This window comes from Streptomyces rimosus subsp. rimosus, assembly GCF_000720725.1.
Taxonomy (GTDB): domain Bacteria; phylum Actinomycetota; class Actinomycetes; order Streptomycetales; family Streptomycetaceae; genus Streptomyces; species Streptomyces rimosus_A.
This window is the reverse complement of the sequence record NZ_JOCQ01000103.1, coordinates 1-22,720: the sequence shown is the minus strand read 5'-3', so window position 1 is coordinate 22,720 and position 22,720 is coordinate 1. Positions and strand designations below refer to the sequence as shown.

The following is a 22,720-nucleotide window of genomic DNA, read 5'->3' as shown; positions in this document are numbered from 1 at the left end:
CTCCGTCTTCGGCTGGAAAACCGGCCCGCGCGCCCCTCCCTGCGGCTGGAATCAGGCGCTCCGGTGGGCCGCACTCCCTCCCAAGGAGTGCGGCCCGTCGCTGTTTTTGCAGGTCAGCGCAGGAAGCGTATGGGAATCGTCAATGCGGTGCTAATGGCCGTAAGGGAGGCGTCAACGGTGGTCGGAAACGGTCGGGTTGGGGGTTTGCTCTAGGGGTCAGTTCCACCGATCCCACTAGGAGCACACGATGGCCGACGTGGCCTTCGTCGTCGCCACGCTCGCGGTCTTCGCGCTGGTGGCGCTCGTCGCCAAGGGGGTGACGAGGCTGTGACCATCGAGAACGTCGTCGGTCTGATCGTCGCCGTCGCCCTGCTCGGCTACCTGGTCCTCGCCCTCGTCTTCCCGGAGAGGTTCTGAGCGTCCTTATGAGCCCCATCCTGGCCGGCGTGCTCCAGCTCATCGCGCTCGTGGCCGCGCTCGCCCTGGCGTACCGCCCCCTCGGCGACCACATGGCCGCCACGTACAGCTCCCGCAAGCACCTGCGCGTCGAAAAGATCATCTACCGCTGCATCGGCGCCAACCCGGACACCGAGATGCGCTGGCCCGCGTACCTGCGCGGCATCCTCGCCTTCTCCCTGGCCGGAGTGCTCTTCCTCTACCTGCTCCAGCGCCTGCAGGGCAGCCTGCCGCTGTCGTTCGGCTTCGCCTCGATCAGCCCGGACCAGGCGTTCAACACCGCCGCGTCCTTCGTGGCCAACACCAACTGGCAGTCGTACAGCGGCGAACAGGCCATGGGCCACGTCGTGCAGACGGCCGGTCTGGCGGTGCAGAACTTCGTCTCGGCCGCGACCGGCATGGCCGTCGCGATCGCTCTGGTACGCGGCTTCTCCCGCACCCGTACCGGCGACCTGGGCAACTTCTGGGCGGACCTGGTACGCGGCACCGTGCGGGTGCTGATACCGATCGCCGTCATCGGCGCGCTCGTCCTCGTCGCGTGCGGTGCCATCCAGAACTTCTCCGGCATCCATGAAGTCGGGCAGTTCATGGGCGGCACCCAGCAGACCAACGGCGGCGCGGTCGCCTCGCAGGAGGTCATCAAGGAGCTGGGCACCAACGGGGGCGGCTACTTCAACGCCAACTCGGCCCACCCCTTCGAGAACCCGAACGGCTTCACCAACCTCTTCGAGATCTTCCTCATCCTGGTGATCCCGTTCGCGCTGACCCGTACCTTCGGCCGGCTCGTCGGCAACGTACGGCAGGGTTACGCGGTGCTGGCCACCATGGGCGTCATCTGGCTCGGCTTCACCGCCCTGATGATGTGGACCGAGTTCGCGCACGGCGGCCCGGCGCTCCAGGCGGCCGGCGCGGCGATGGAAGGCAAGGAGAACCGCTTCGGCATCGGCGGCTCGTCGATCTTCTCCGTCGCCACCACCCTCACGTCCACCGGCGCCGTGGACTCCTTCCACGACTCCTTCACGGCCTTCGGCGGCGGCATCCAGCTGCTGGGCATGATGCTCGGCGAGATCGCGCCCGGCGGCGTCGGCTCCGGCCTGTACGGCATGCTCGTGATGGCCGTCATCGCGGTGTTCATCGCGGGCCTGATGGTGGGCCGTACCCCCGAGTACCTGGGTAAGAAGATCGGCACCCGCGAGATCAAGCTCGCGGCCTGCTACATCCTCATCACCCCGACGCTGGTGCTCGGCTTCACCGCCGCCTCGATGGTGCTGCCGGACGCGCTCGGCTCGATCCTCAACACCAAGGCGCTGGGCGCGGGGCCGCACGGCTTCTCCGAGGTGCTGTACGCCTTCACCTCCGGCGCCAACAACAACGGCTCGGCCTTCGGCGGCCTGAACGCCAACACCCCCTGGTACAACACCACGATCGGGCTGGCGATGCTGCTCGGCCGCTTCCTGCCGATGGTGTTCGTCCTGGCGCTGGCCGGCTCGCTCGCCGGGCAGAAGCCGGTCCCGGAGACCGCCGGCACGCTCCGTACCGAGAAGCCGCTCTTCGCGGGGCTGCTGGTCGGCACGATCCTGATCATCACCGGTCTGACGTACTTCCCGGCGCTGGCGCTCGGCCCGATCGCGGAGGGGTTGTCATGACCACCGACGTAAACGGCGCACGGCACAACGGCGCACGGCAAGACGGCGCACGGCACAACGACGTACAGCAAGACGCCAAGCAAGAGGAGCGCGGCTCCATGTCCACCGCAACACCGACCCGCGCGCCGCACCAGGACGTGCCCGCCGGGCACCGGCCGGACGGCGACGGCCGTGTCGGCGGCGGTCTCTTCGACCCCGGGCAGTTGCTCAGGTCGCTGCCGGACGCGGTGCGCAAGCTGGACCCTCGGGTGATGGTCAAGTCCCCGGTGATGTTCGTGGTCGAGGTCGGCTCGGTGCTGACCACGGTCTTCGCCGTCATGTCCCCTTCGGACTGGTTCGGCTGGGCGATCGCCGTCTGGCTCTGGCTCACGGTGATCTTCGCCAACCTGGCGGAGGCGGTGGCCGAGGGCCGCGGCAAGGCGCAGGCGGACACGCTGCGCAAGGCCAAGACGGACACCGTGGCCCGCCGTCTGAACGGCGGCGCCGAGGAGCAGGTGCCCGGCACCGAGCTGCGCGTCGGCGACCTCGTCGTCTGCGAGGCCGGCGACATCATCCCCGGTGACGGCGATGTCGTCGAGGGCGTCGCGTCGGTCGACGAGTCGGCCATCACGGGCGAGTCGGCGCCGGTCATCCGCGAGTCCGGCGGGGACCGGTCCGCGGTCACCGGCGGTACGAAGGTGCTCTCCGACCGTATCGTCGTCAAGATCACCACGAAGCCCGGCGAGACCTTCATCGACCGGATGATCAACCTGGTCGAGGGCGCCGCCCGGCAGAAGACGCCGAACGAGATCGCGCTGAACATCCTGCTCGCCTCGCTGACCGTGGTCTTCCTGCTGGCCGTCGTCACGCTCCAGCCCTTCGCGGTCTACGCGGGCGCCGAACAGTCCATGATCGTCCTGCTGGCGCTGCTGGTCTGCCTGATCCCCACGACGATCGGCGCGCTGCTGTCGGCCATCGGCATCGCGGGCATGGACCGGCTGGTCCAGCGCAACGTCCTGGCGATGTCCGGGCGCGCGGTCGAGGCCGCCGGCGACGTCTCCACGCTGCTGCTCGACAAGACCGGCACCATCACCCTCGGCAACCGCCAGGCCGCCGAGTTCGTGCCGGTCAAGGGCGTGACGGAGGCCGAGGTCGCGGATGCGGCCCAGCTGTCCTCACTGGCCGACGAGACGCCCGAGGGCCGCTCCATCGTCGTCCTGGCCAAGGAGAAGTACGGGCTGCGCGAGCGCCACCAGGGCGAGCTTTCCGACGCCACCTGGGTGCCCTTCACCGCCCAGACCCGCATGTCGGGCGTGGACGTCACCGAGCACGGCTCCGTACGCCGGGTCCGCAAGGGCGCGACCGGCTCGGTCATCGCCTGGGTGCGCGAGCGCGGCGGCACCGTCCCCGACGACGCCGACCGGCTGGCCAACACCATCTCCGAGGCCGGCGGCACCCCGCTGCTGGTCGCCCTGGAGGACGAGCGGGGCGCCCGCGTCCTCGGCGTCATCCACCTCAAGGACGTCGTCAAGGACGGCATGCGCGAACGCTTCGTCGAACTGCGCAGGATGGGCATCAAAACCGTCATGATCACGGGCGACAACCCGCTGACGGCCAAGGCCATCGCCGACGAGGCGGGCGTGGACGACTTCCTCGCCGAGGCCACGCCCGAGGACAAGATGGCGCTCATCAAGCGCGAACAGGCGGGCGGCAAGCTCGTCGCCATGACCGGCGACGGCACCAACGACGCGCCGGCCCTGGCCCAGGCGGACGTCGGGGTCGCCATGAACACCGGCACCTCGGCCGCCAAGGAGGCCGGGAACATGGTGGACCTGGACTCCAACCCCACCAAGCTCATCGAGATCGTCGAGATCGGCAAACAACTCCTGATCACCCGGGGCGCCCTGACCACCTTCTCGATCGCCAACGACGTCGCGAAGTACTTCGCGATCATCCCGGCGATGTTCGCGGTGGCCTACCCGGGCCTGGACACCCTCAACATCATGCGGCTGCACAGCTCGCAGTCCGCGATCCTGTCCGCGATCATCTTCAACGCGCTGATCATCGTGGCGCTGGTCCCGCTGGCCCTCAAGGGCGTGCGCTACCGCCCGGTGAGCGCGGACCGGATGCTCCGCCGCAACCTCGGCATCTACGGACTGGGCGGCCTGATCGCCCCGTTCCTCGGCATCAAACTCATCGACCTGCTCATCTCGCTGATCCCCGGGATCGGGTGATTCCCATGAACAACGCGGTACGCAACAGCGCCCGCCTCTTCGGCGCCGGGCTGCGCGCCCTGCTCGCCCTGACCGTGGTCTGCGGCGTGCTCTACCCCCTCGTCGTCACCGGCGTCGCCCAGGCCGCCTTCCACGACAAGGCCAACGGCTCCGAGGTCACACAGAACGGCAGGACCGTCGGCTCCGAACTCCTCGGCCAGCGCTACGACAAGGGCAAGGACAGCAAGGGCAACCCCATCCCCGACCTGCGCTACTTCCAGCCGCGCCCGTCCGCGGGACTCGGCAGCAACAAGACCAACGACGTCAACACCCAGTACGACCTCCAGGTCTCCGGCGCCACCAACCAGGGCGCCACCAACACCGACCTGATCGCCGCCGTGAAGGAACGCAAGAAGTGGGTCGCCGACACCTACGGCGTCCCCCAGTCCGAGGTCCCCGCCGACGCCGTCACCTCCTCCGGCTCCGGCCTCGACCCGGACATCTCCCCGGCGTACGCCCAACTCCAGGCCGACCGCGTCGCGAAGGAGAACCACCTGGACCGCGCGAAGGTCGAGAAGCTGGTCGAGGACACGACCGAGGGCCGGGTCCTGGGCTTCATGGGGGAGCCCCGGGTCAACGTTCTGAAGCTGAACATGGGGCTGCGGGAGCTGACCAAGTAACCAGGCGTGTCCAACAAGCGGCGGGGGGGCGGGGGGGGGGCCCCCCCCCCCCCCCCCCCCCGCCGTTCCCTTACGCGCCACCGTCGGCCGCGAGTCCCCTACGCGCTACCAGACGTCCCCACTCCGCCAGTCACAGGCCAGGTCCCCCGCCAGATCCAGCGGTACGGCCCCCGGCAGCACCCAGATCCCGCCGTCCTCCTCCTCGGTACGCTCCAGCCCGCCCGGAGCGAGGGTGTACGAGGCGCCCCGCCACTGCCGCCAGCCACGCGCCGCGTAGAAGTCGGCGGCCCCGTCGGACGCGCTGAGGGCGGCCAGGTCATAGGCATCGCGTACGACCCGCTCCAGAGCCGTCGTCATGGCGGCCCCATGCCCCCGCCCCCGCCGGTCCGCCCGGACGCCGACCCCTTCCACGTAACCGCACCGCAGAGGCCGCCCGCCGTGCACCATCTGCCGCTGCACGACGGAGGCGTGGCCGATCAGTTCGTCCCCCTCCCACACCAGTGCGTGCACACCGCCCAGCGCGTGGTCCCAGTCCTCTTCGGTCAGGTCGCCTTCGAAGACGTCGGTGAGGAGAGTTCTGGCCGCGGAGCGGGTACGGGGGGCGAGTTCCGCGGTGTGGGCGAGACGGGTGTGTGCGTCGGTCATGGGGTCATGATCCTGAAGGGGCCGGGGGAGGGTCAGTGACATAGGGCCGGGTTGCCGCCGCAGGCACGGGTCCGGCACCGCACCGCACCGCTTTGTCATGTACCGCTCCACCGTGATGGGATGCTGCCGTGAGTTCGTTCCCGGCACCTCCACTCCGTCCCGACCAGCCTTCTTCCCTGCCCGGCGGACTGCCGCCGCACCTGGGCGGAGCCTGGGCCCCGAAGCCCAACCGCTCGCGGCCGGTGCTCATCCTGTGCCACATAGGGACCCTGATCCACTTCCCGATCCATGTGGCGATGTGGATTGCCGTGTTCGCGCTGGTGATCGCGCTGTCGCTGGTGGGGGAGTTCGTTTTCGCGGTGCTGTTCTTTCTGGAGAAGCCGGCGCTCGAACTGCTGGACAGGACTCTGGACCGCATTCCCTTCCGGCCCAAGTGGTGGGCCACCTGGAACGAAGTGCGCCATGAGGGAGACCCCGGCTTCGCCCGCGCCCGCATCGAGAAGGTGCTCAATGGGCAGAAGCCGGAGCACGGCTCCGCCGGCCTCCGGGCCTACCGCTACCGCGGGATCGGTCCGCTGGGGGCACTGGAGGTCGCCGCGCCGCTCGGCTGGCAGCTGTCCGACGACAAGCCAGCCCGCCCGAGGACTGAACTGAAGCTACGCCGCGCACCGGCCCAGAAGGCCGTTCCGGCTGCCGCACCCGTCGCCTGAGAGGCCGAGCGGAACCGTTGCCCCGCTCACCCGCCCCCACCCCCATCAGAGTCCCGTAAAGACCTTCCCCCCAGCCGCCACCTGCACCTTTCATCCCGTTGTGCGGTCGGTAGGGTCGCTGCAGGCTCAGCCCGGTGGGGGCGGGCCCGACGTAAGACAATGGGGCCATGGCACGCGGCAAGCTACGGATCTATCTCGGCGCTGCACCGGGCGTCGGCAAGACGTACTCGATGCTGTCCGAGGCGCACCGGCGGGTGGAGCGCGGGACGGACGTCGTGGTGGCGTTCGTCGAGCACCACGACCGGCCCCGTACGGAGGTCATGCTGCACGGGCTGGAGCAGATCGAGCGGGTGGGGCTGGAGTACCGCGGGTCGGCCTTCACCGAGATGGACGTGGACGCGGTGCTGCGGCGCGATCCGGCCGTCGCGCTCGTCGACGAGCTCGCGCACACGAACGTGCCCGGTTCGCGTAACACCAAGCGCTGGCAGGACGTCGAGGAGCTGCTGGAGGCCGGGATCGACGTGATCTCGACGGTCAACATCCAGCACCTCGAATCGCTGGGCGACGTGGTCGAGTCGATAACGGGCGTGCGGCAGCGCGAGACCGTGCCGGACGAGATCGTCCGGCGGGCCGACCAGATCGAGCTGGTCGACATGTCGCCCGAGGCGATCCGGCGCCGGATGGCGCACGGCAACATCTACAAGCCCGACAAGGTGGACGCCGCCCTGTCGAACTACTTCCGGCCGGGCAATCTGACCGCGCTGCGGGAGCTGGCGCTGCTGTGGGTGGCCGACCGGGTGGACGAGTATCTGCAGCAGTACCGTTCCGAGCACAGTGTTTCCAAGATCTGGGCGGGGCGCGAGCGCATCGTCGTCGGCCTCACCGGCGGACCCGAGGGGCGTACGCTCATCCGCCGCGCCTCGCGGATGGCGGCCAAGGGCTCGGGCAGTGAGGTGCTCGCGGTCTACATAGCGCGCAGCGACGGGCTGACCTCGGCCTCGCCCAAGGAACTCGCCGTGCAGCGCACCCTCGTCGAAGACCTCGGCGGGACGTTCCACCACGTCATAGGCGACGACATACCGAGCGCGCTGCTGGAGTTCGCGCGCGGTGTCAACGCCACGCAGATCGTGCTGGGTTCCAGCCGCCGCAAGGCGTGGCAGTACGTCTTCGGGCCGGGCGTCGGCGCCACCGTCGCCCGCGACTCGGGGTCCGACCTGGACGTGCACATCGTCACCCACGACGAGGTCGCCAAGGGGCGCGGCCTGCCCGTGGCGCGCGGCGCCCGGCTGGGCCGGACCCGGATCATCGCCGGCTGGCTGCTCGGCGTGGTGGGGCCGGTGCTGCTGTCGCTGCTGCTCGCCGCCCTCGACAACGGTCCGGGCCTGGCCAACGACGTCCTGCTCTTCCTCTTCCTGACCGTCGCCGCCGCGCTCATCGGCGGGCTGCTGCCGGCGCTGGCCGCCGCGGCCGTCGGCTCGCTGCTGCTGAACTTCTACTTCACCCCGCCCACCCATTCGATCACCATCGCCGATCCCAAGAACATCGTCGCGATCGTGATCTTCTTCGCGGTCGGCGTCTCGGTCGCCTCCGTGGTCGACCTGGCCGCCCGCCGCACCCACCAGGCGGCGCGGCTGCGCGCCGAGTCGGAGATCCTCTCCTTCCTGGCGGGCAGCGTGCTGCGTGGCGAGACGACGCTGGACGCGCTGCTGGAGCGGGTACGGGAGACCTTCGGCATGGAGTCGGTCGCGCTGCTGGAGCGGGCCGGGGACGTCGAGCCGTGGACCTGCGCGGGCCGGGTGGGCGGCGCCGCGGACGGTGCGCCGGAGGCCAGGCCGTTGCAGCGGCCCGAGGACGCGGACGTGGACATGCCGGTCGGCGACCACATGGCGCTGGCCCTGACCGGGCGGGTGCTGCCCGCCGAGGACCGCCGCGTGCTGGCCGCGTTCGCCGCGCAGGCCGCCGTCGTACTGGACCGCCAGCGGCTGGTCGGCGAGGCGGAGCGGGCGCGCGAGCTGGCCGAGGGCAACCGCATCCGTACGGCGCTGCTGGCCGCCGTCAGCCACGATCTGCGCACGCCCCTGGCGAGCATCAAGGCGTCGGTGACCTCGCTGCGCTCCGACGACGTGGCCTGGTCCGAGGACGACGAGGCGGAGCTGCTGGCGGGCATCGAGGCGGGCGCCGACCGGCTGGACCACCTGGTGGGCAACCTGCTGGACATGTCCCGCCTGCAGACCGGCACCGTCACCCCGCTGATCCGCGAGATCGACCTGGACGAGGTGGTGCCGATGGCGCTCGGCGGCGTCCCCGAGGGCAGCGTCACCCTGGACATCCCCGAGGAACTGCCGATCGTCGCCGTCGACCCGGGGCTGCTGGAGCGTTCCGTCGCCAATCTGGTCGAGAACGGGGTCAAGTACAGTCCGGACGGCGAACGCGTCCTGGTCTCCGCGAGCGCCCTCGGCGACCGCGTCGAGCTGCGCATCGCCGACCGCGGCCCCGGCGTGCCGGACAGCGCCAAGGACCGTATCTTCGAACCCTTCCAGCGGTACGGGGACGCGCCCCGCGGCGCGGGCGTGGGCCTGGGCCTGGCCGTCGCCCGCGGCTTCGCGGAGGCGATGGGCGGCACGCTCGCCGCCGAGGACACCCCCGGCGGCGGCATGACCATGGTCCTCACCCTGCGTGCCGCGGCCGGCCGCCCGCCGGTACGGCCCGACCTCCCGGCCCAGGCAACGACGTGAGCGCGCGCCCCGCCGACCCCGGAGCGGCGCCGCACGGGCCGCTCCCCGGCCCCCTGGAGCCGCCCTCCAGCCGACACCGCGCGGGCACGGCCCGGCGGGTTTCCCCACCACGAGGAGAACGACAGTGAACCGGGTGCTTGTGGTCGATGACGAGCCGCAGATCGTACGGGCCCTCGTGATCAACCTGAAGGCGCGCAAGTACGAGGTCGACGCGGCCCCCGACGGGGCCACCGCCCTCAAGCTGGCCGCCGCCCGCCACCCCGACGTCATCGTCCTGGACCTGGGCCTGCCCGACATGGACGGCGTGGAGGTGATCAAGGGCCTGCGGGGCTGGACCCGGGTGCCGATCCTGGTGCTCTCCGCCCGGCAGACCTCCGACGAGAAGGTCGAGGCGCTGGACGCCGGGGCGGACGACTACGTCACCAAGCCCTTCGGGATGGACGAGCTGCTGGCCCGGCTGCGGGCCGCGGTGCGCCGGGCCGAGCCGACCGGGCCCGCCGAGGACGCGGTGGTCGTGGAGACCGACGGGTTCACCGTCGATCTGGCCGCCAAGAAGGTCAACCGCGGCGGCCGGGACGTCCGCCTCACGCCGACCGAGTGGCACCTCCTGGAGGTCCTGGTCCGCAATACGGGCCGTCTCGTCAGCCAGAAACAGCTCCTCCAGGAGGTTTGGGGCCCCTCGTACGGGACCGAGACCAACTACCTGCGCGTCTACATGGCACAGCTGCGCCGCAAGCTGGAGAGCGACCCCTCGCACCCCCGTCACTTCGTCACCGAGCCGGGCATGGGCTACCGCTTCGAGCAGTGACCGCGGGACACCGGCGGCCGGACCGTACGGTGTGCGGTGACCTCGGGCGCGGGCCCGCGGGCCGTACGGCGCGCGGTGACCGCGGCCGCCGGCCTTCGGCCCGTACGACGCGCTCCACGGCCGTGATCCGGGGCCCCGTCCACCGGTACGCTGGGTTCATGAGTGCTGGGACCCGATCCGAGAAGCCGGCAGGCCGGTTCCGCCGGATGCTCGACAGGCTGTCCTCCTCCGAGGAGGAGCTGGAGTCCGCCGAGCTCCGGCAGGACGCCGAGAACACCGGCTGTACCCGCATCTGCGACTGCGACGACCGGCAGATAGTCAAGGTCACCGGCACCCTGCGGCATGTGACGCTGCGGCCGCGCGCCGGTGTGCCCGCCCTGGAGGCGGAGCTGTTCGACGGCTCCGCCGCGCTGGACGTGGTGTGGCTGGGCCGGCGTGCGATCACCGGCATAGAGCCGGGCCGCAAGCTCATCGCCTCGGGCCGGATCTCCATGAGCCACGGACGCCGGGTGCTGTTCAATCCGAAATACGAACTCCGACCACTCGGACAGGAGTAGCCGGTGACGTCTGACGACCGATCCACGCGAACCACCGGACCGGCCGACGGGCCGGCCCGGGAGCAGGACGGCGCCCCCGACGGCAGAGCCGTCACCGAGGCGGCCCTCTTCGAGGCCTTCGGCGGCGTACGCGGCATGGTGGAGACCGTGCTGCCGGGTCTGCTGTTCGTCACGATCTTCACGGTCAACAAGGACCTGCACATCTCGGCGATCGCCGCGCTGGCGGTATCGCTGGTGCTGGCCGCCGCCCGCCTGGTCGGCAAGGGCACCGTCAAGCATGCCTTCAGCGGCGTCTTCGGGGTGGCCTTCGGCGTGGTCTTCGCGATGATGACCAACAACGCCAAGGACTTCTACCTGCCCGGCATGCTCTACACGCTGGGCCTGGGCGTCGCCTACATCGCCACCACGCTGGCCGGCGCGCCGCTGATCGGCCTGATCCTGGGGCCGGTGTTCAAGGAGAACCTCTCCTGGCGCACCCGCAACCCGGGCCGCAAGAAGGCGTACGCCAAGGCCAGCTGGGCCTGGGGCCTGATCCTGCTGGCCAAGTGCGCGATCCTCTTCCCGCTGTACTGGTGGGCGGACACCACCCACCTCGGCTGGGTGCTGATCGGGCTGAAGATTCCGCCGTTCCTGCTGGCGGTCTGGCTCACCTGGGTGTTCCTGGCCAAGGCACCGGCGCCGATCGACGTCTTCGCGGAGATGGAGGCCAAGGAGAAGGCCGAGGAGGAGGCGAAGGCGGCGCGGGAGCGCGCGGCGATGGAGAACGGCATCCTGGACGGGGTGGCCGCGGACCTCGCCAAGGACATCACGCCGCAGGCGCTGGCCGCCGAGCAGCCGGACCGGACGGGGCCCCGGCACCGCCGCTGAGCACCGGGCGTACGGCGAAGGGCCGGGAACCACGCGGTTCCCGGCCCTTCGCCGTACGCCCGGCCGGATCACGCCTCGCGGCGCACCGACAGCAGGTCCTCCAGCTGTTCCTCACGCGACTGGGCCGCGACGAACAGCAGCTCGTCGCCCGCCTCCAGCGCGTCCTCCTTGTTCGGCGTGAGCACCCGGTTGCCGCGGATGATCGTGACCAGCGAGGTGTCCTCGGGCCACTGCACATCGCCGACCCGGGTGCCGGCCAGCGCCGCCTCCGGCGGCAGCGTCAGCTCCACGAGGTTGGCGTCGCCGTGGCTGAAGCGCAGCAGCCGTACGAGATCGCCGACGCTCACCGCCTCCTCGACCAGCGCCGACATCAGGCGCGGCGTGGAGACGGCGACATCCACGCCCCACGCCTCGTTGAACAGCCACTCGTTCTTGGGGTTGTTCACGCGGGCCACCACCCGCGGCACGCCGTACTCGGTCTTGGCGAGCAGCGAGACGACCAGGTTGACCTTGTCGTCGCCGGTCGCCGCGATGACGACGTTGCAGCGCTGCAGCGCGGCCTCGTCCAGCGAGGTGATCTCACAGGCGTCGGCCAGCAGCCATTCCGCCAGCGGCACCCGCTCGACCGAGATCGCCGTCGGCGCCTTGTCGATGAGCAGGATCTCGTGCCCGTTCTCCAGCAGCTCGCCCGCGATGGACCGGCCCACCGCGCCCGCGCCCGCGATCGCGACCCTCATGCGTGCGCCTCCTCGGGCCCTTCGGCGAACACCGCTTCCACCTTCTCGACCTCGTCGGTGCGCATCATCACGTGCACCAGGTCGCCTTCCTGCAACACGGTCTGCGAGGTCGGCAGCATCGCCTCGCCCAGCCGGGTGAGGAAGGCGACGCGTACGCCGGTCTCCTCCTGCAGCTGACTGATCTTGTGGCCCACCCAGGACGGCGAGGTGTGCACCTCGGCGAGCTGGACGCCGCCGCTCGGGTCGCGCCACAGCGGCTCGGCCCCGGAGGGCAGCAGCCGGCGCAGCATCTGGTCGGCGGTCCAGCGCACGGTGGCCACCGTCGGGATGCCCAGGCGCTGGTAGACCTCGGCGCGGCGCGGGTCGTAGATGCGCGCCGCGACGTTCTCCACGCCGAACATCTCGCGGGCCACCCGGGCCGCGATGATGTTGGAGTTGTCGCCGCTGCTGACGGCGGCGAAGGCGCCCGCCTCCTCGATACCGGCTTCGCGCAGCGTGTCCTGGTCGAAGCCGACTCCGGTCACCCGGCGGCCGCCGAAGGCGGAGCCCAGACGGCGGAAGGCGGTGGGGTCCTGGTCGACCACCGCGATCGTATGACCCTGGCTCTCCAGGGTCTGTGCGAGCGCGGAACCCACCCGCCCGCACCCCATGATGACGATGTGCATCGGCCCCTACCTCGCACCTTTCCCTGTGCTGTGACGCCGGCTGCTTTCGTACCTGGCGTGTTCGGCGACCACGCTACCTGCCGTGGCAGCCGGTGCGGCCACGCGGTTCGCCCGCACGGCCGTCTTGGGCGTTAAGAACGCGACAAGAGAACATAAGCTTCGAGTAAGTTTCCTTGCGGTACGGGTGGGAATCTGATCGCCGATCATGGCGGCGGAGGTCAGGAAGGGCGCCCGGCGTGTCCGGGACCGGCCCCCTTCGCCCGGGTCCGGGCCCGGCCTCCTTAGCCAGGGGCCAGGGGCCTGCGGCCGGTCGCGATCATGTGCGCACGGGCCGCTCCGTACGGCACGCTGACCCTCGTGTCCACCGTGCCTCAGCAGCCCCAACCCCACCCGGACCACCACCCGGCCATCCCTCATATGGTCGTCTGCGGCGACGACGCCCTCGCACGCCGCCTCGCGGCCGAACTCAAGGACGTGTACCGGGAGCGGGTCACCCTCGTCGTGCCCTCCGCCAGAGAGCCCCACCGGCCCCGCATCCCGCCGCCGCCCGGGCCCCTGGGCCGGGCCCAGGCGCTGCTCGGCCGGGTCTCCGCCGTCATGGTCCGTACGCCGTCCGGCCCGCCCGGCGAGTCCGGCGGCGCCGAGGAGCCGCCCGAGGAGCCCATACGGGTCCTGGAGGCGCCGGAGGCCGACGACGCCACGCTGGCCGAGGCCGGCATCGGCACGGCGAAGGCGCTCGCGCTGGTCTACGACGACGACGAGACGAACATCCATGCCGCGCTGCGCGCCCGGCGGCTCAATCCGCGGCTGCGGCTGGTGATCCGGCTCTACAACCGCAAACTCGGCCAGTACCTGGAGCAGTTGCTCGATCAGGCCGCGGCCGTCGGCGCCCTGGACACCGAGGGCGTGGACGCGTCCACCACGGTGCTGTCCGACGCCGACACCGTGGCGCCTGCCCTGGCGGCCACCGCCGTGGCGGGCACCAGCAAAGTCATCGAGGCCGACGGCCTGCTGCTGCGCGCCGTGGAGCGCGGCCCCGCCCAGGCCGCCGCTCCCGGACTGTGCCCGCTCGCCGTCCTGTCCGCGACGGCGGACCTGCCCGCCGACACCGGCCCCGGCCGGACGGACGACGGCCCCGCCGCCGACGAAGGCCCCGAGCTCCTCCCCGACGAGGCCACCGCCATGGCGGCCACCGACCGCGGCTCCGTCGTCCTGGAAACCGTCACCTACCCGGGCCGCCAGCAGCGCCCCGGCGGCCGTGGCGAACCGCGCCGCCAGGGTCGGCATGGCGGCGCGGGCGCCCTGTGGCGCCGGGTCAGCCTGCGCGGCCGGGGCGTGCCGCTGGGCACCCTCTTCTCGCGCAGGCTGCGCTGGTCACTGGCCGGCGTCGTCGGTGCGGTCCTCGCGCTGGCCGTCGCCTCCTCCGTAACCACCGGCGACTCCCCGCTGCACGCCGCCTACCTCTCGCTCCTCGACCTCTTCGCCATCAACGAACCTGCCCTTGGTGAGCCGGTCTCCCGCAAGGTGCTGCAACTCCTGTCCGGGCTCACCGGGTTGCTGCTGCTGCCGGTCCTGGTGGCCGCCGCGCTGGAAGGCCTCGGCACTTTCCGCAACGCTTCCGCGCTGCGCCGGCCGCCGCGCGGACTGTCCGGGCACGTGGTGCTGCTGGGGCTCGGCAAGGTCGGTACGCGGGTGCTTGCGCAGCTGCATGAGCTGGGCATCCCCGTGGTGTGTGTGGAAGCCGACCCGGAGGCGCGCGGTATTGCGCTGGCGCGCCGGCTGCGGGTGCCGACCGTGGTGGGGGACGTCACGCACGAAGGCGTACTGGAGGCCGCGAAGATCCAGCGCGCCCACGCCCTGCTCGCTCTCACCAGCGAGGACACCACCAACCTGGAGGCGGCGCTGTACGCCCGCTCGGTCAAGCCCCGTCTCCGGGTGACGCTGCGCCTGTTCGACGACCGCTTCGCCACCGCCGTCTACCGCACGCTGCGCGCCGCGTATCCCCAGGCGCGCACCCGCAGCCGCAGCGTCAGCTTCCTGGCCGCGCCCGCCTTCGCCGGCGCGATGATGGGCCGGCAGATCCTCGGCGCCATCCCCGTCGAGCGGCGGGTCCTGCTCGTCGCCCGGGTCGAGGCGCGCGGCCACGCCGCCCTGGAGGGCCGCCGGATCGCCGACGTCTTCCGGCCCGGCCTGCTGCGCGTCCTGGCCGTGGACACCTCCGCGCCCGACGGCCCGCCGGACTCCGCGCCCGCCGCCCCGGAAGCGCCGGAGCGCGGCCGGGCCCGGCTGGTACGGGAACTGGGCGACGCGTACGAACTGCGCCCCCAGGACCGCGTCCTGCTGGTGGCCACCCGCCAGGGGCTCGGCGAGCTGGTCTCGCGGCGCCCGCGTACGGCCGGGACGGCGCCGCTGGACGCCTAGCGGGGCACGGCGGCCAGGATTGCGACAGATGTCCTGGAACATATCCCTGTGGGTCACCGCTCCGGCACCGTACCGATTCCGACCACCCGCGCCCCTTCCGGCAGGATGGATCCGCTCCGAAGTCCGGGGCGGGCGAAGGCGTGGCGGCGAGGAGAGCGGACGGTGCAGTACGGCGGGATGTCCCCGGAGTTCCTGGAGGGGTACACCACGCTCCTCGCCGAGGTGTCGGACACCGGGCGGCTGCCCCGGCGCGCGGAGCTGGACGCGCTGCGCGAACTGGGCGAACGGGCCGCCGAGTCGGGGCACGGGCTGCGCGAGGCGGTCGGGCTCTTCCTGGGGGAGACGCGGCGGGTGTGGGGCACGCTGCCGGGGGTGGCGCGGGCCGCGGGCGCCGCGGAGCGGGCCCGTACCGGCGACGCCGTGCTGGGCGCGGTGGACGCCGCGATCGCCGCGTTCGGCGAGGGCCACGAACGCGCGCAGCGGCTCGCCGTACGCCAGGAGGAGGCCGAGCGCCGCGAGTTCGTCGACGACCTCCTGTACGGGCGCAGCGACCTGGGGCGGCTGGCCGAGCGCGCCGAGCGGTTCGGGCTGCGGCTGGCCCACGAGCACGCGGTCGCGGTGGCCGAGGGCGACGAGCCCTTCGACGACATCCACCCGGTCGCCCGCCGGGTCGAACGCGAACTGCTCGGCCGGTTCGGCGACCGCGACGTGCTGATCACCACCAAGGAGGGCCGGCTGATCTGCGTCGGCGCGAGCCGCGAGCGCACCGTCCTGGACGCCTTCGCCACCTACGCGCGCTGGCCCGACGTGGGCCGTCCCGGCGCCCGGCGGGTGGCCCTCGGCCGGCCGCACTCCGGCGCCGGCGGCGTGGTCCGCTCGTACGAGGAAGCCCTCGGCGCGCTGGAGCTGGCCGAGCAGCTGGAGCTGGACGAACCGGTGCTGCGCGCCGCCGACCTGCTGGTCTTCCCCGTGCTGCTGCGCGACCGGGCGGCCATGGCCGACCTGGTGCGCACCGTCCTCGGCCCGCTGACGCAGTCGCGCGGCGGCGCCGGGCCGCTGCTGGAGACGATCGGGGCACTCGCGGCGTCCGGGTACGTGAACGCCGAGGCCGCCCGCCGCCTGAAGGTGAGCGTGCGCACCCTGTCGTACCGCCTGGAGCGCATCAAGTTCCTGACCGGCTACGACCCCTCCGACGGCCTCCAGCGCTTCACCCTGGAAACGGCGACGATGGGCGCGCGGCTGCTCGGCTGGCCGGACAAGCCGCTGTAGAGCGCGTCCCGGAGGGGGATTTCGGCCGCCACCCCTACTCTCCGGCCACCTCCGCCGACAAGACCGCCGCTCGTTAACAGGACATCAGGAACGCGTAAAGATTGCCGGGATCCGGCAATGTGCGGCACCCCCTCCCCTTGCCACCATCAAGGAACCGGCAGGCACACCGCGAACGGGGGACGGACGGCATGGGCGACTTCGGGGCATTCACACGGGCCGCGCTCGCCTTCCCGGCCGTCCTGTTCACCTTCGCGCTGCTGGTGGTGGCCGCCTACTGGCTGCTGGTGCTGATCGGCGGGGCAGGCGTCGACATCCTCGACGGGGGTGAGGGTGTCGACGGCGGCTCCGCCGGTCCCGCCGGACTGCCCGTGACGGTCGCCCTCTCGCTCGGCGTCCTGATCGCCTGGACCGTCTCCCTGACCGGTGCCGCGCTGACCGACAACCCACGGCTGCGCGCCGCAGCCCTGGGCCTCGCGCTGTGCGCCGCCTGGTTCGGCACCCGCGCCGCGGCGCGCCTGGCCCGCCGCCTGCTGCCTCCTGAACGGGTCGCCTCCCGCGACGACTTCGTCGGCCGGGTGTGCGTGGTCCGCACCGGCCGGGTCACCGCCGACTTCGGCCAGGCCGAGGTGCGCGCCGACGACGGTTCGACGGCCGTCGTCCAGGTCCGTACGCAGGAGAGCGGGCTCACCGCCGGAAGCAGCGCGCTGATCTTCGATTACGACGCCGACGGCGAGTTCTTCCGGGTCGCGCCCTTCGACGCCGCCCTGGACCCGTACGGCGCGGGCGCCTGAGCGCGGGCCGGCCACCGACCGCACCCGTACGGCCCGGCCGCCCGGGCGCCGACCGACCACCGACCGGAGCGCGCCGCGCCGCCATGCGCGCCGCCGCGCCCGCCGGACTCCCCGACACACCGCAGGGACTGATGCACCGATGGATGCCATCACCGTAGGAATCGGCGTGACCGTCGCCGTGGCCGTGCTGATCGTGCTCGTCACGGTCCTCGCCCTGACCCGCCTCTACCGCAAGGTCCACCAGGGCCAAGCCCTGATCGTCTCCAAGTACCGCAAGGTCGATGTGACCTTCACCGGCTCGGTGGTGCTGCCGGTGCTGCACAAGGCCGAGGTGATGGACATCTCGGTGAAGACCATCGAGATCGGCCGCACCGGCCACGAGGGCCTGATCTGCCGGGACAACATCCGCGCCGACATCCGCATCGCGTTCTTCGTGCGGGTCAACAAGACCCGCGAGGACGTGGTCAAGGTCGCCCAGGCCATCGGCACCGAGCGGGCCAGCGACGTGGGCACGCTCCAGGAGCTGTTCAACGCCAAGTTCTCCGAGGCGCTCAAGACCGTCGGCAAGCAGCTCGACTTCCAGGACCTCTACACCAAGCGGGACGAGTTCCGGGACCGGATCATCGCCGTCATCGGGACCGACCTCAACGGCTACAGCCTGGAGGACGCGGCGATCGACTATCTGGAGCAGACCCCGCTGGACCAGCTCGACACCGCCAACATCCTCGACGCGCAGGGCATCCGCAAGATCACCGAGCTGACCGCGATCGAGCATGTGCGCACCAACGAGTACCGGCGCAACGAGGAGAAGGAGATCACCCGGCAGAACGTCGACGCCCGGGAGGCCGTCCTGGAGCTGGAGCGCCGGCAGGCCGACGCGGAGATCCGCCAGCAGCGCGAGATCGCCACCGTACGCGCCAAGGAGGAGGCCGAGACGGCCCGCGTCCAGGCCGAGGAGCGGCTGCGCTCGCACTCCGCGCACCTGAGGACCGAGGAAGCGCTCGGCATTCAGAACGAGAACCGCGAGCGCGAGATCGCGGTGGCCCAGAAGAACCGCGAGCGCGTCATCGCCATCGAGAACGAGCGCATCGAGAAGGACCGCCTCCTGGAGGTCATCGCCCGCGAGCGGGAGACCCAGCTGACCCGGATCGCCGCCGACAAGGAGGTCGAGGCGGAGAAGCGGGAGATCGCGGACGTCGTACGGGAGCGGATCGCGGTCGAGAAGACCGTCGCCGCGCAGGAGGAGGAGATCAAGAAGCTGCGTACGGTCGAGGAGGCCGAGCGCGAGCGGCAGTCGATGATCATCCGCGCCGAGGCCGAGGCGCAGCAGCGGCTGGTCAAGGACATCAAGGCGGCCGAGGCCGCCGAGCAGGCCGCCGCCCACCGGGCCGCGGAGGAACTGACCCTGGCCGAGGGCCGGCGCAAGGCCGCCGACCTGGACGCCCAGGCCAAGATCCGGCTCGCCGAGGGCACCCAGGCCGAGGCCGCCGCCGCCGGACTGGCCGAGGTCAAGGTACGGGAGATGAACGCGGCCGCCGTCGAGAAGGCCGGCCGGGCCGAGGCGGAGGCGGCCGAGGCGCTGCTCAGGGCCGAGGCGGCCGGGCTCACCGAGAAGGCCGCGGCGATGGCGGCGCTGGACGCGGCGAGCCGGGAGCACGAGGAGTACCGGCTGCGGGTGGCGGCCGACAAGGAGGTCCGCCTCGCGGGCCTGGACACCCAGCGGCAGATCGCCGAGGTCCAGGCGAAGGTGCTGGCCACCGGCCTGGAGCACGCGAAGATCGACATCGTCGGAGGGGAGAGCGTCTTCTTCGACCGGCTGGCCGGCTCGATCGGCACCGCAAAGGGGCTGGACGCGCTGGTCGAGCGCTCCGAGACGGTCCGTACGGCCGCCGGGCCGTGGCTGGACAAGAACGGCTCCACCTTCACCAAGGACCTGACCGCGATGCTCGGCGGGCTCGGCGCGGCCGGGCTGCGCGATCTGACCCTGGCGGGCGCCCTGACCAAGCTCATCGACCGGGGCGGCCCGCAGTCCGGACAGCTCCGGAGCCTGCTGGACGCCGCCCACGCCAACGGCCTCGCGGACACCCGGATCGCCGACGCGGTCGCGGCACCGCCGTCGGCCAACGGCGCGGCGGTGGCGGGGAAGTAGCCGCGGACACGGCCGCGTACGGGGCGGGTTGGCGCCCCGTACGCGGCAGCGGCAACAGGCCGGCGTACGCGTGCGAAACGCGGCGGCCAGGAGGGCCGGCGACCCGGCCCGTACGCAGGGACAGGAGAGGCAATTCGTGCAGGATCTCGTACAGGACGCCGCGCAGGGCCTCGTGGCAAAGACGGACACCGGCGCGCCGGCCCAGGCCCCCGGCCACGGCGGTGACCTCGCCGACGGTACGTACGAGGTGCTGCGCGACCGTCTCGCGCGCGCCGCCGCCGACCTCGCCGAGCGGGCCCGTACCCTCAACGCCCGCCGCGTCGAGGCCTTCGGCGGTACGGACCTCGCACTGCTCGGCACCGGCCGTGTCCACACCGCCGACGCGTCCGTGCTCCGCGACGCGGTGGCGGTCGGCGGCCTGCTGCTGACCGGCCGCAACGGGCTGCCGGAGCCCGGCGCGCCCGCGACCACCGTCCCGGACGTCTTCGCCCTGCACCGCCTCCACGTCGGCGATGACGACGTACGCCTCGAACCGGCGGACACCGACGCGCTGCCCGGGCTCCTGGACGACCCGCGGTTCCACCGGGACTTCGAGGAGCTGTACCGCTACTACCGCCAGGCCCGGCTGCTCCGGATCCGCCGTACGGGCACCCTGCTCCTCGCCGTCTTCCAGACCGGCGAACGGCTCGACGACCAGCGCGTACTGCGCTGGAAACTCCCCGCGGCCGGAGACACCACTCCCGTCTACATGGACGCCAAGGGCGACCGCGACCACACCGCCCCGCCCGCTTACGAATTTCCCTGGACGCCCGCCACCCGCGATAACCAGATACCCGGCCGCTTTCCGCAGCTGTCCCTCCAGGACGAGGTGTTCCTCTCGACCGCGGGCGGCGCGCTCACCCTGAAGGCCGAGCCCGATACGGAGACGGCCGACGGGCTCTACTCCGAGCCGGTGGACGAACCCCTCCAGTCCCTCGCGGACGCCGAGGTCGCGCACGCGTGTGTCGGGCCGCTGATTCTGGTGCGGGTCCGTCCGTACAAGGAGTCCGCACACCGTTACCTCGTTTACAACACCCGCACCCGGGACGTACGCCGGATCGACGCCATCGGGCAGGCGTGCCGCGCGCTGCCCGAGGACCAGGGCATCGTCTTCCCCGGCGGCCACTACCTCACCACCGGAACCACTCGAACCTTCGACACCGACACCACCGGCCTCGCCTTCGACCGCGAACAGCGCTCTCCGAACGGCGAGGACGTCCTCTACGCCTTCCACGACCGCGCCGACGGCCGCAGCCTGCTCCTCCCGTACAACCTCGTCCGCGAGGAGGCCGCCACCCCGCTGACCGCGTACGGCCACGCGCTGCTCGACGACGGCACCCTGGCCGTCCTGCGCGGCCCCCGGGAACCGGGCCGCGTCCACCCGGTCCAGATCTGGCGCACCCCGTTCACCTCCGACGCGCACGCCGCGGCGCAGCCGTCCGGCGGCGGTCCGCTGGCCCGCATCGGCAACGCCGAGCTGGTACGCGGCGTCTCCGACGCGCTCTCGGTCGCCCGCATGGCCACCGACATGGCCCCGGCGGGCCCGGTGTTCGAGGCCATCGCCGCGGCCGCCGCCCGGGTCGCCGACCGCCACCACTGGCTGGACGACGCCGAACTCGGCGCGCTGGGCCAGCCGTTGGAAGCCGTACGGGCCGCCGCCGGCCAGGTCGTCGAGGAGTTCGCGCGCGTCACCGAACTGCGCCAACAGGCCGCGACCGCGCTGGCGGAGGCCGCCGAACACACCACCGCGCTGGTCCGGCGCATCCGCGGCGAGCAGCCCACCACGGCCGACGCGTGGGCCCGAGCCCTCACCGAACTGCACCACGCCCAGGGGCACCTGGAAACCCTGCGCCAGACCCGGCACATCGACCTGGACCGGCTCGCGGAACTCTCCGCCGGGCTCGCCGACGACCTGGCCGACACCGGACACCGGGCCGTCGCCTTCCTCAGCGGCGAGGACGCCTTCGCCGCCACCCACCGCGCCGTCGCCGAACTGACCGACGAAGCCGCCGCGGTGGCCACCGCCGCCGACGCCGGACCGCTGGCCGCGCGCATCGACGCCCAGGCCGACGGTCTGCGCGTGGTCACCGAGGTCGTCGGCACCCTCGACATCGCCGACACCACCGTACGGACCGGTGTCCTGACCCGCGCGGGCGACGTGCTCGGCGCCGTCAACCGCGCCCGCGCCACCCTGGACGCCCGGCGCCGGGACCTGCTCGACGCGGAAGGCCGCGAGGAGTTCGCGGCACAGCTCGCGCTGCTCGGACAGGCCGTGGCGGGCGCACTGGCCGCCGTCGGCACACCCGAGGCGTGCGACGACGAACTCGGCCGTCTGCTCCTGCAACTGGAGAACCTGGAAGCGCGCTTCGGCGCGTTCGACGAGCACCTGGAACGGATCGCCGACCGGCGTGAGGAGATCCACGAGGCGTTCGCCGCCCGCAAACAGGCCCAGCTCGACGCCCGCGCCCGGCACACCGACCGGCTCGCCGGGTCGGCCGGCCGCGTCCTGGCCACCGTCACCCGCCGGGCCGCCGCCCTCGCCTCCCTCGCCGACGTCAACGCCTTCTTCGCCGCCGACCCGCTCGTCACCAAGGTCCGGGCCACCGCCGCCGAACTGCGCGACCTCGGCGACGCCGTCCGCGCCGACGAGCTGGACGGCCGCCTGACCGCCGCGCGCCAGGAAGCGGCCCGCGCGCTGCGCGACCGCACCGACCTCTACGACGCCACCGGCACCATCCGGCTCGGCCGTCACCGCTTCGCCGTCAACACCCAGCCCGTCGACCTGACGCTGGTCCCGCACCGGGACGGACTCGCGTACGCCGTCACCGGCACCGACTACCGCGCGCCCGTCCACGACGCGCGCCTGTCCGCCCACCGCGCCCTCCGGGACCAGCCGCTGGTCTCCGAATCTCCGCAGGTCTACCGGGCCGAGCACCTGGCCGCACTGATCTTCGCGGGGGACGGGACGGAGGCGGTCCCGGACCTGGCCGCGCTCCAGGAGGCGGCGGCCACCGACGCGCTGCTGCCACTGGTGCGCAAGGTGGCCGAGGCGCGGTACGACGAGGGGTACGACCGGGGCGTCCACGACCACGACGCCACCGCGATCCTCACCACCCTCCTCCGCCTGCACACGGCCGCCGGACCCCTGCGCTACCCGCCGCACCTGCGCGCGGCGGCCCAGCTCTTCTGGGCGTACGGCACCGACGACCGCACCCGCACGCTGTGGACCACCCGCGCCCGCTCCCTGGCGCGCGCCCGGACGGTGTTCGGGGCGGCGGCGGGGTGGGAGGCGCTGGCTGGGGAGATGGAGGGGGCGGCGGTCGGGGGGATCGCCGCCGCGGCGGCGGGGGGGG

17 protein-coding genes are annotated in these 22,720 nt (G+C 72.3%); 14 read left to right on the top strand and 3 right to left on the bottom strand.

Going from position 1 to position 22,720, the window contains the following annotated elements; translation table 11 throughout:
• The first annotated feature begins 327 nt into the window (after positions 1–327).
• From kdpF to kdpC, 4 genes are all read left to right on the top strand, one after another.
• On the top strand, positions 328–417 hold the full coding sequence (gene kdpF / locus IH45_RS1000000145960) for a K(+)-transporting ATPase subunit F (RefSeq protein ID WP_003982525.1): 90 nt from the start codon (positions 328–330) through the stop codon (positions 415–417).
• A gap of 8 nt (positions 418–425) precedes the next feature.
• On the top strand, positions 426–2,102 hold the full coding sequence (gene kdpA / locus IH45_RS0134860; RefSeq protein ID WP_030678094.1) for a potassium-transporting ATPase subunit KdpA: 1,677 nt from the start codon (positions 426–428) through the stop codon (positions 2,100–2,102).
• A gap of 98 nt (positions 2,103–2,200) precedes the next feature.
• Entirely contained in the window at positions 2,201–4,315 is a 2,115-nt protein-coding gene (kdpB, locus tag IH45_RS0134855; RefSeq protein WP_030678092.1) for a potassium-transporting ATPase subunit KdpB, read from the top strand.
• Positions 4,316–4,320: 5 nt separating this feature from the next.
• Positions 4,321–4,974, top strand: coding sequence for a potassium-transporting ATPase subunit KdpC (gene kdpC, locus IH45_RS0134850; protein WP_030678090.1), 654 nt, complete (start codon positions 4,321–4,323; stop codon positions 4,972–4,974).
• A 105-nt stretch (positions 4,975–5,079) separates the two neighbouring features.
• Here the strand turns inward: kdpC and IH45_RS0134845 are convergent, their stop codons facing one another.
• Positions 5,080–5,619 carry a GNAT family N-acetyltransferase gene (locus IH45_RS0134845; protein WP_030678075.1) on the bottom strand — a complete coding sequence of 180 codons (540 nt, stop codon included), beginning with the start codon at positions 5,617–5,619 and terminating at the stop codon, positions 5,080–5,082.
• Between the two features lie 242 nt (positions 5,620–5,861).
• Here IH45_RS0134845 and IH45_RS0134840 point away from each other — a divergent pair, with 242 nt between their 5' ends.
• The 5 genes from IH45_RS0134840 to IH45_RS0134820 all read left to right on the top strand — a co-directional run bounded on the left by IH45_RS0134840 (position 5,862) and on the right by IH45_RS0134820 (position 11,296).
• Positions 5,862–6,329, top strand: coding sequence for a hypothetical protein (locus tag IH45_RS0134840; protein ID WP_030678072.1), 468 nt, complete (start codon positions 5,862–5,864; stop codon positions 6,327–6,329).
• Between the two features lie 167 nt (positions 6,330–6,496).
• On the top strand, positions 6,497–9,064 hold the full coding sequence (locus tag IH45_RS0134835; RefSeq protein WP_030678069.1) for a sensor histidine kinase: 2,568 nt from the start codon (positions 6,497–6,499) through the stop codon (positions 9,062–9,064).
• Between the two features lie 124 nt (positions 9,065–9,188).
• Positions 9,189–9,872 carry a response regulator gene (locus IH45_RS0134830; protein WP_030678066.1) on the top strand — a complete coding sequence of 228 codons (684 nt, stop codon included), beginning with the start codon at positions 9,189–9,191 and terminating at the stop codon, positions 9,870–9,872.
• Positions 9,873–10,030: 158 nt separating this feature from the next.
• A complete protein-coding gene (locus IH45_RS0134825; RefSeq protein ID WP_078882453.1) occupies positions 10,031–10,429 on the top strand; it encodes an OB-fold nucleic acid binding domain-containing protein in 399 nt (132 codons plus the stop codon).
• A 3-nt stretch (positions 10,430–10,432) separates the two neighbouring features.
• On the top strand, positions 10,433–11,296 hold the full coding sequence (locus IH45_RS0134820) for a DUF3159 domain-containing protein (RefSeq protein WP_030678063.1): 864 nt from the start codon (positions 10,433–10,435) through the stop codon (positions 11,294–11,296).
• 68 nt (positions 11,297–11,364) lie between these two features.
• Here IH45_RS0134820 and IH45_RS0134815 read toward each other — a convergent pair whose 3' ends face one another.
• Both IH45_RS0134815 and IH45_RS0134810 read right to left on the bottom strand, forming a co-directional pair.
• The gene (locus tag IH45_RS0134815; RefSeq protein WP_003982514.1) at positions 11,365–12,033 is read right to left on the bottom strand and encodes a potassium channel family protein; all 669 of its coding nucleotides are present in this window, start codon (positions 12,031–12,033) and stop codon (positions 11,365–11,367) included.
• Positions 12,030–12,698 (bottom strand): potassium channel family protein, encoded by a 669-nt coding sequence (locus tag IH45_RS0134810; RefSeq protein WP_030678061.1) that lies wholly within the window; start codon positions 12,696–12,698, stop codon positions 12,030–12,032. Before IH45_RS0134810 ends, IH45_RS0134815 begins: the two co-directional genes overlap by 4 nt.
• Positions 12,699–13,115: 417 nt before the next feature.
• Between IH45_RS0134810 and IH45_RS0134805 the strand changes: the two genes are divergently transcribed.
• The 5 genes from IH45_RS0134805 to IH45_RS0134785 all read left to right on the top strand — a co-directional run.
• A complete protein-coding gene (locus IH45_RS0134805; RefSeq protein ID WP_030678056.1) occupies positions 13,116–15,119 on the top strand; it encodes an NAD(P)-binding protein in 2,004 nt (667 codons plus the stop codon).
• A 177-nt stretch (positions 15,120–15,296) separates the two neighbouring features.
• Positions 15,297–16,388, top strand: a complete 1,092-nt coding sequence (locus IH45_RS0134800; protein ID WP_030678053.1) for a PucR family transcriptional regulator — start codon at positions 15,297–15,299, stop codon at positions 16,386–16,388.
• A 188-nt stretch (positions 16,389–16,576) separates the two neighbouring features.
• Positions 16,577–17,179, top strand: a complete 603-nt coding sequence (locus IH45_RS0134795; RefSeq protein WP_030678050.1) for a hypothetical protein — start codon at positions 16,577–16,579, stop codon at positions 17,177–17,179.
• A gap of 139 nt (positions 17,180–17,318) precedes the next feature.
• A complete protein-coding gene (locus IH45_RS0134790) occupies positions 17,319–19,328 on the top strand; it encodes a flotillin family protein (RefSeq protein ID WP_030678048.1) in 2,010 nt (669 codons plus the stop codon).
• A gap of 136 nt (positions 19,329–19,464) precedes the next feature.
• The coding region (locus IH45_RS0134785) for a DNA repair ATPase (protein WP_199810753.1) at positions 19,465–22,720 on the top strand (3,256 nt) is incomplete at its 3' end.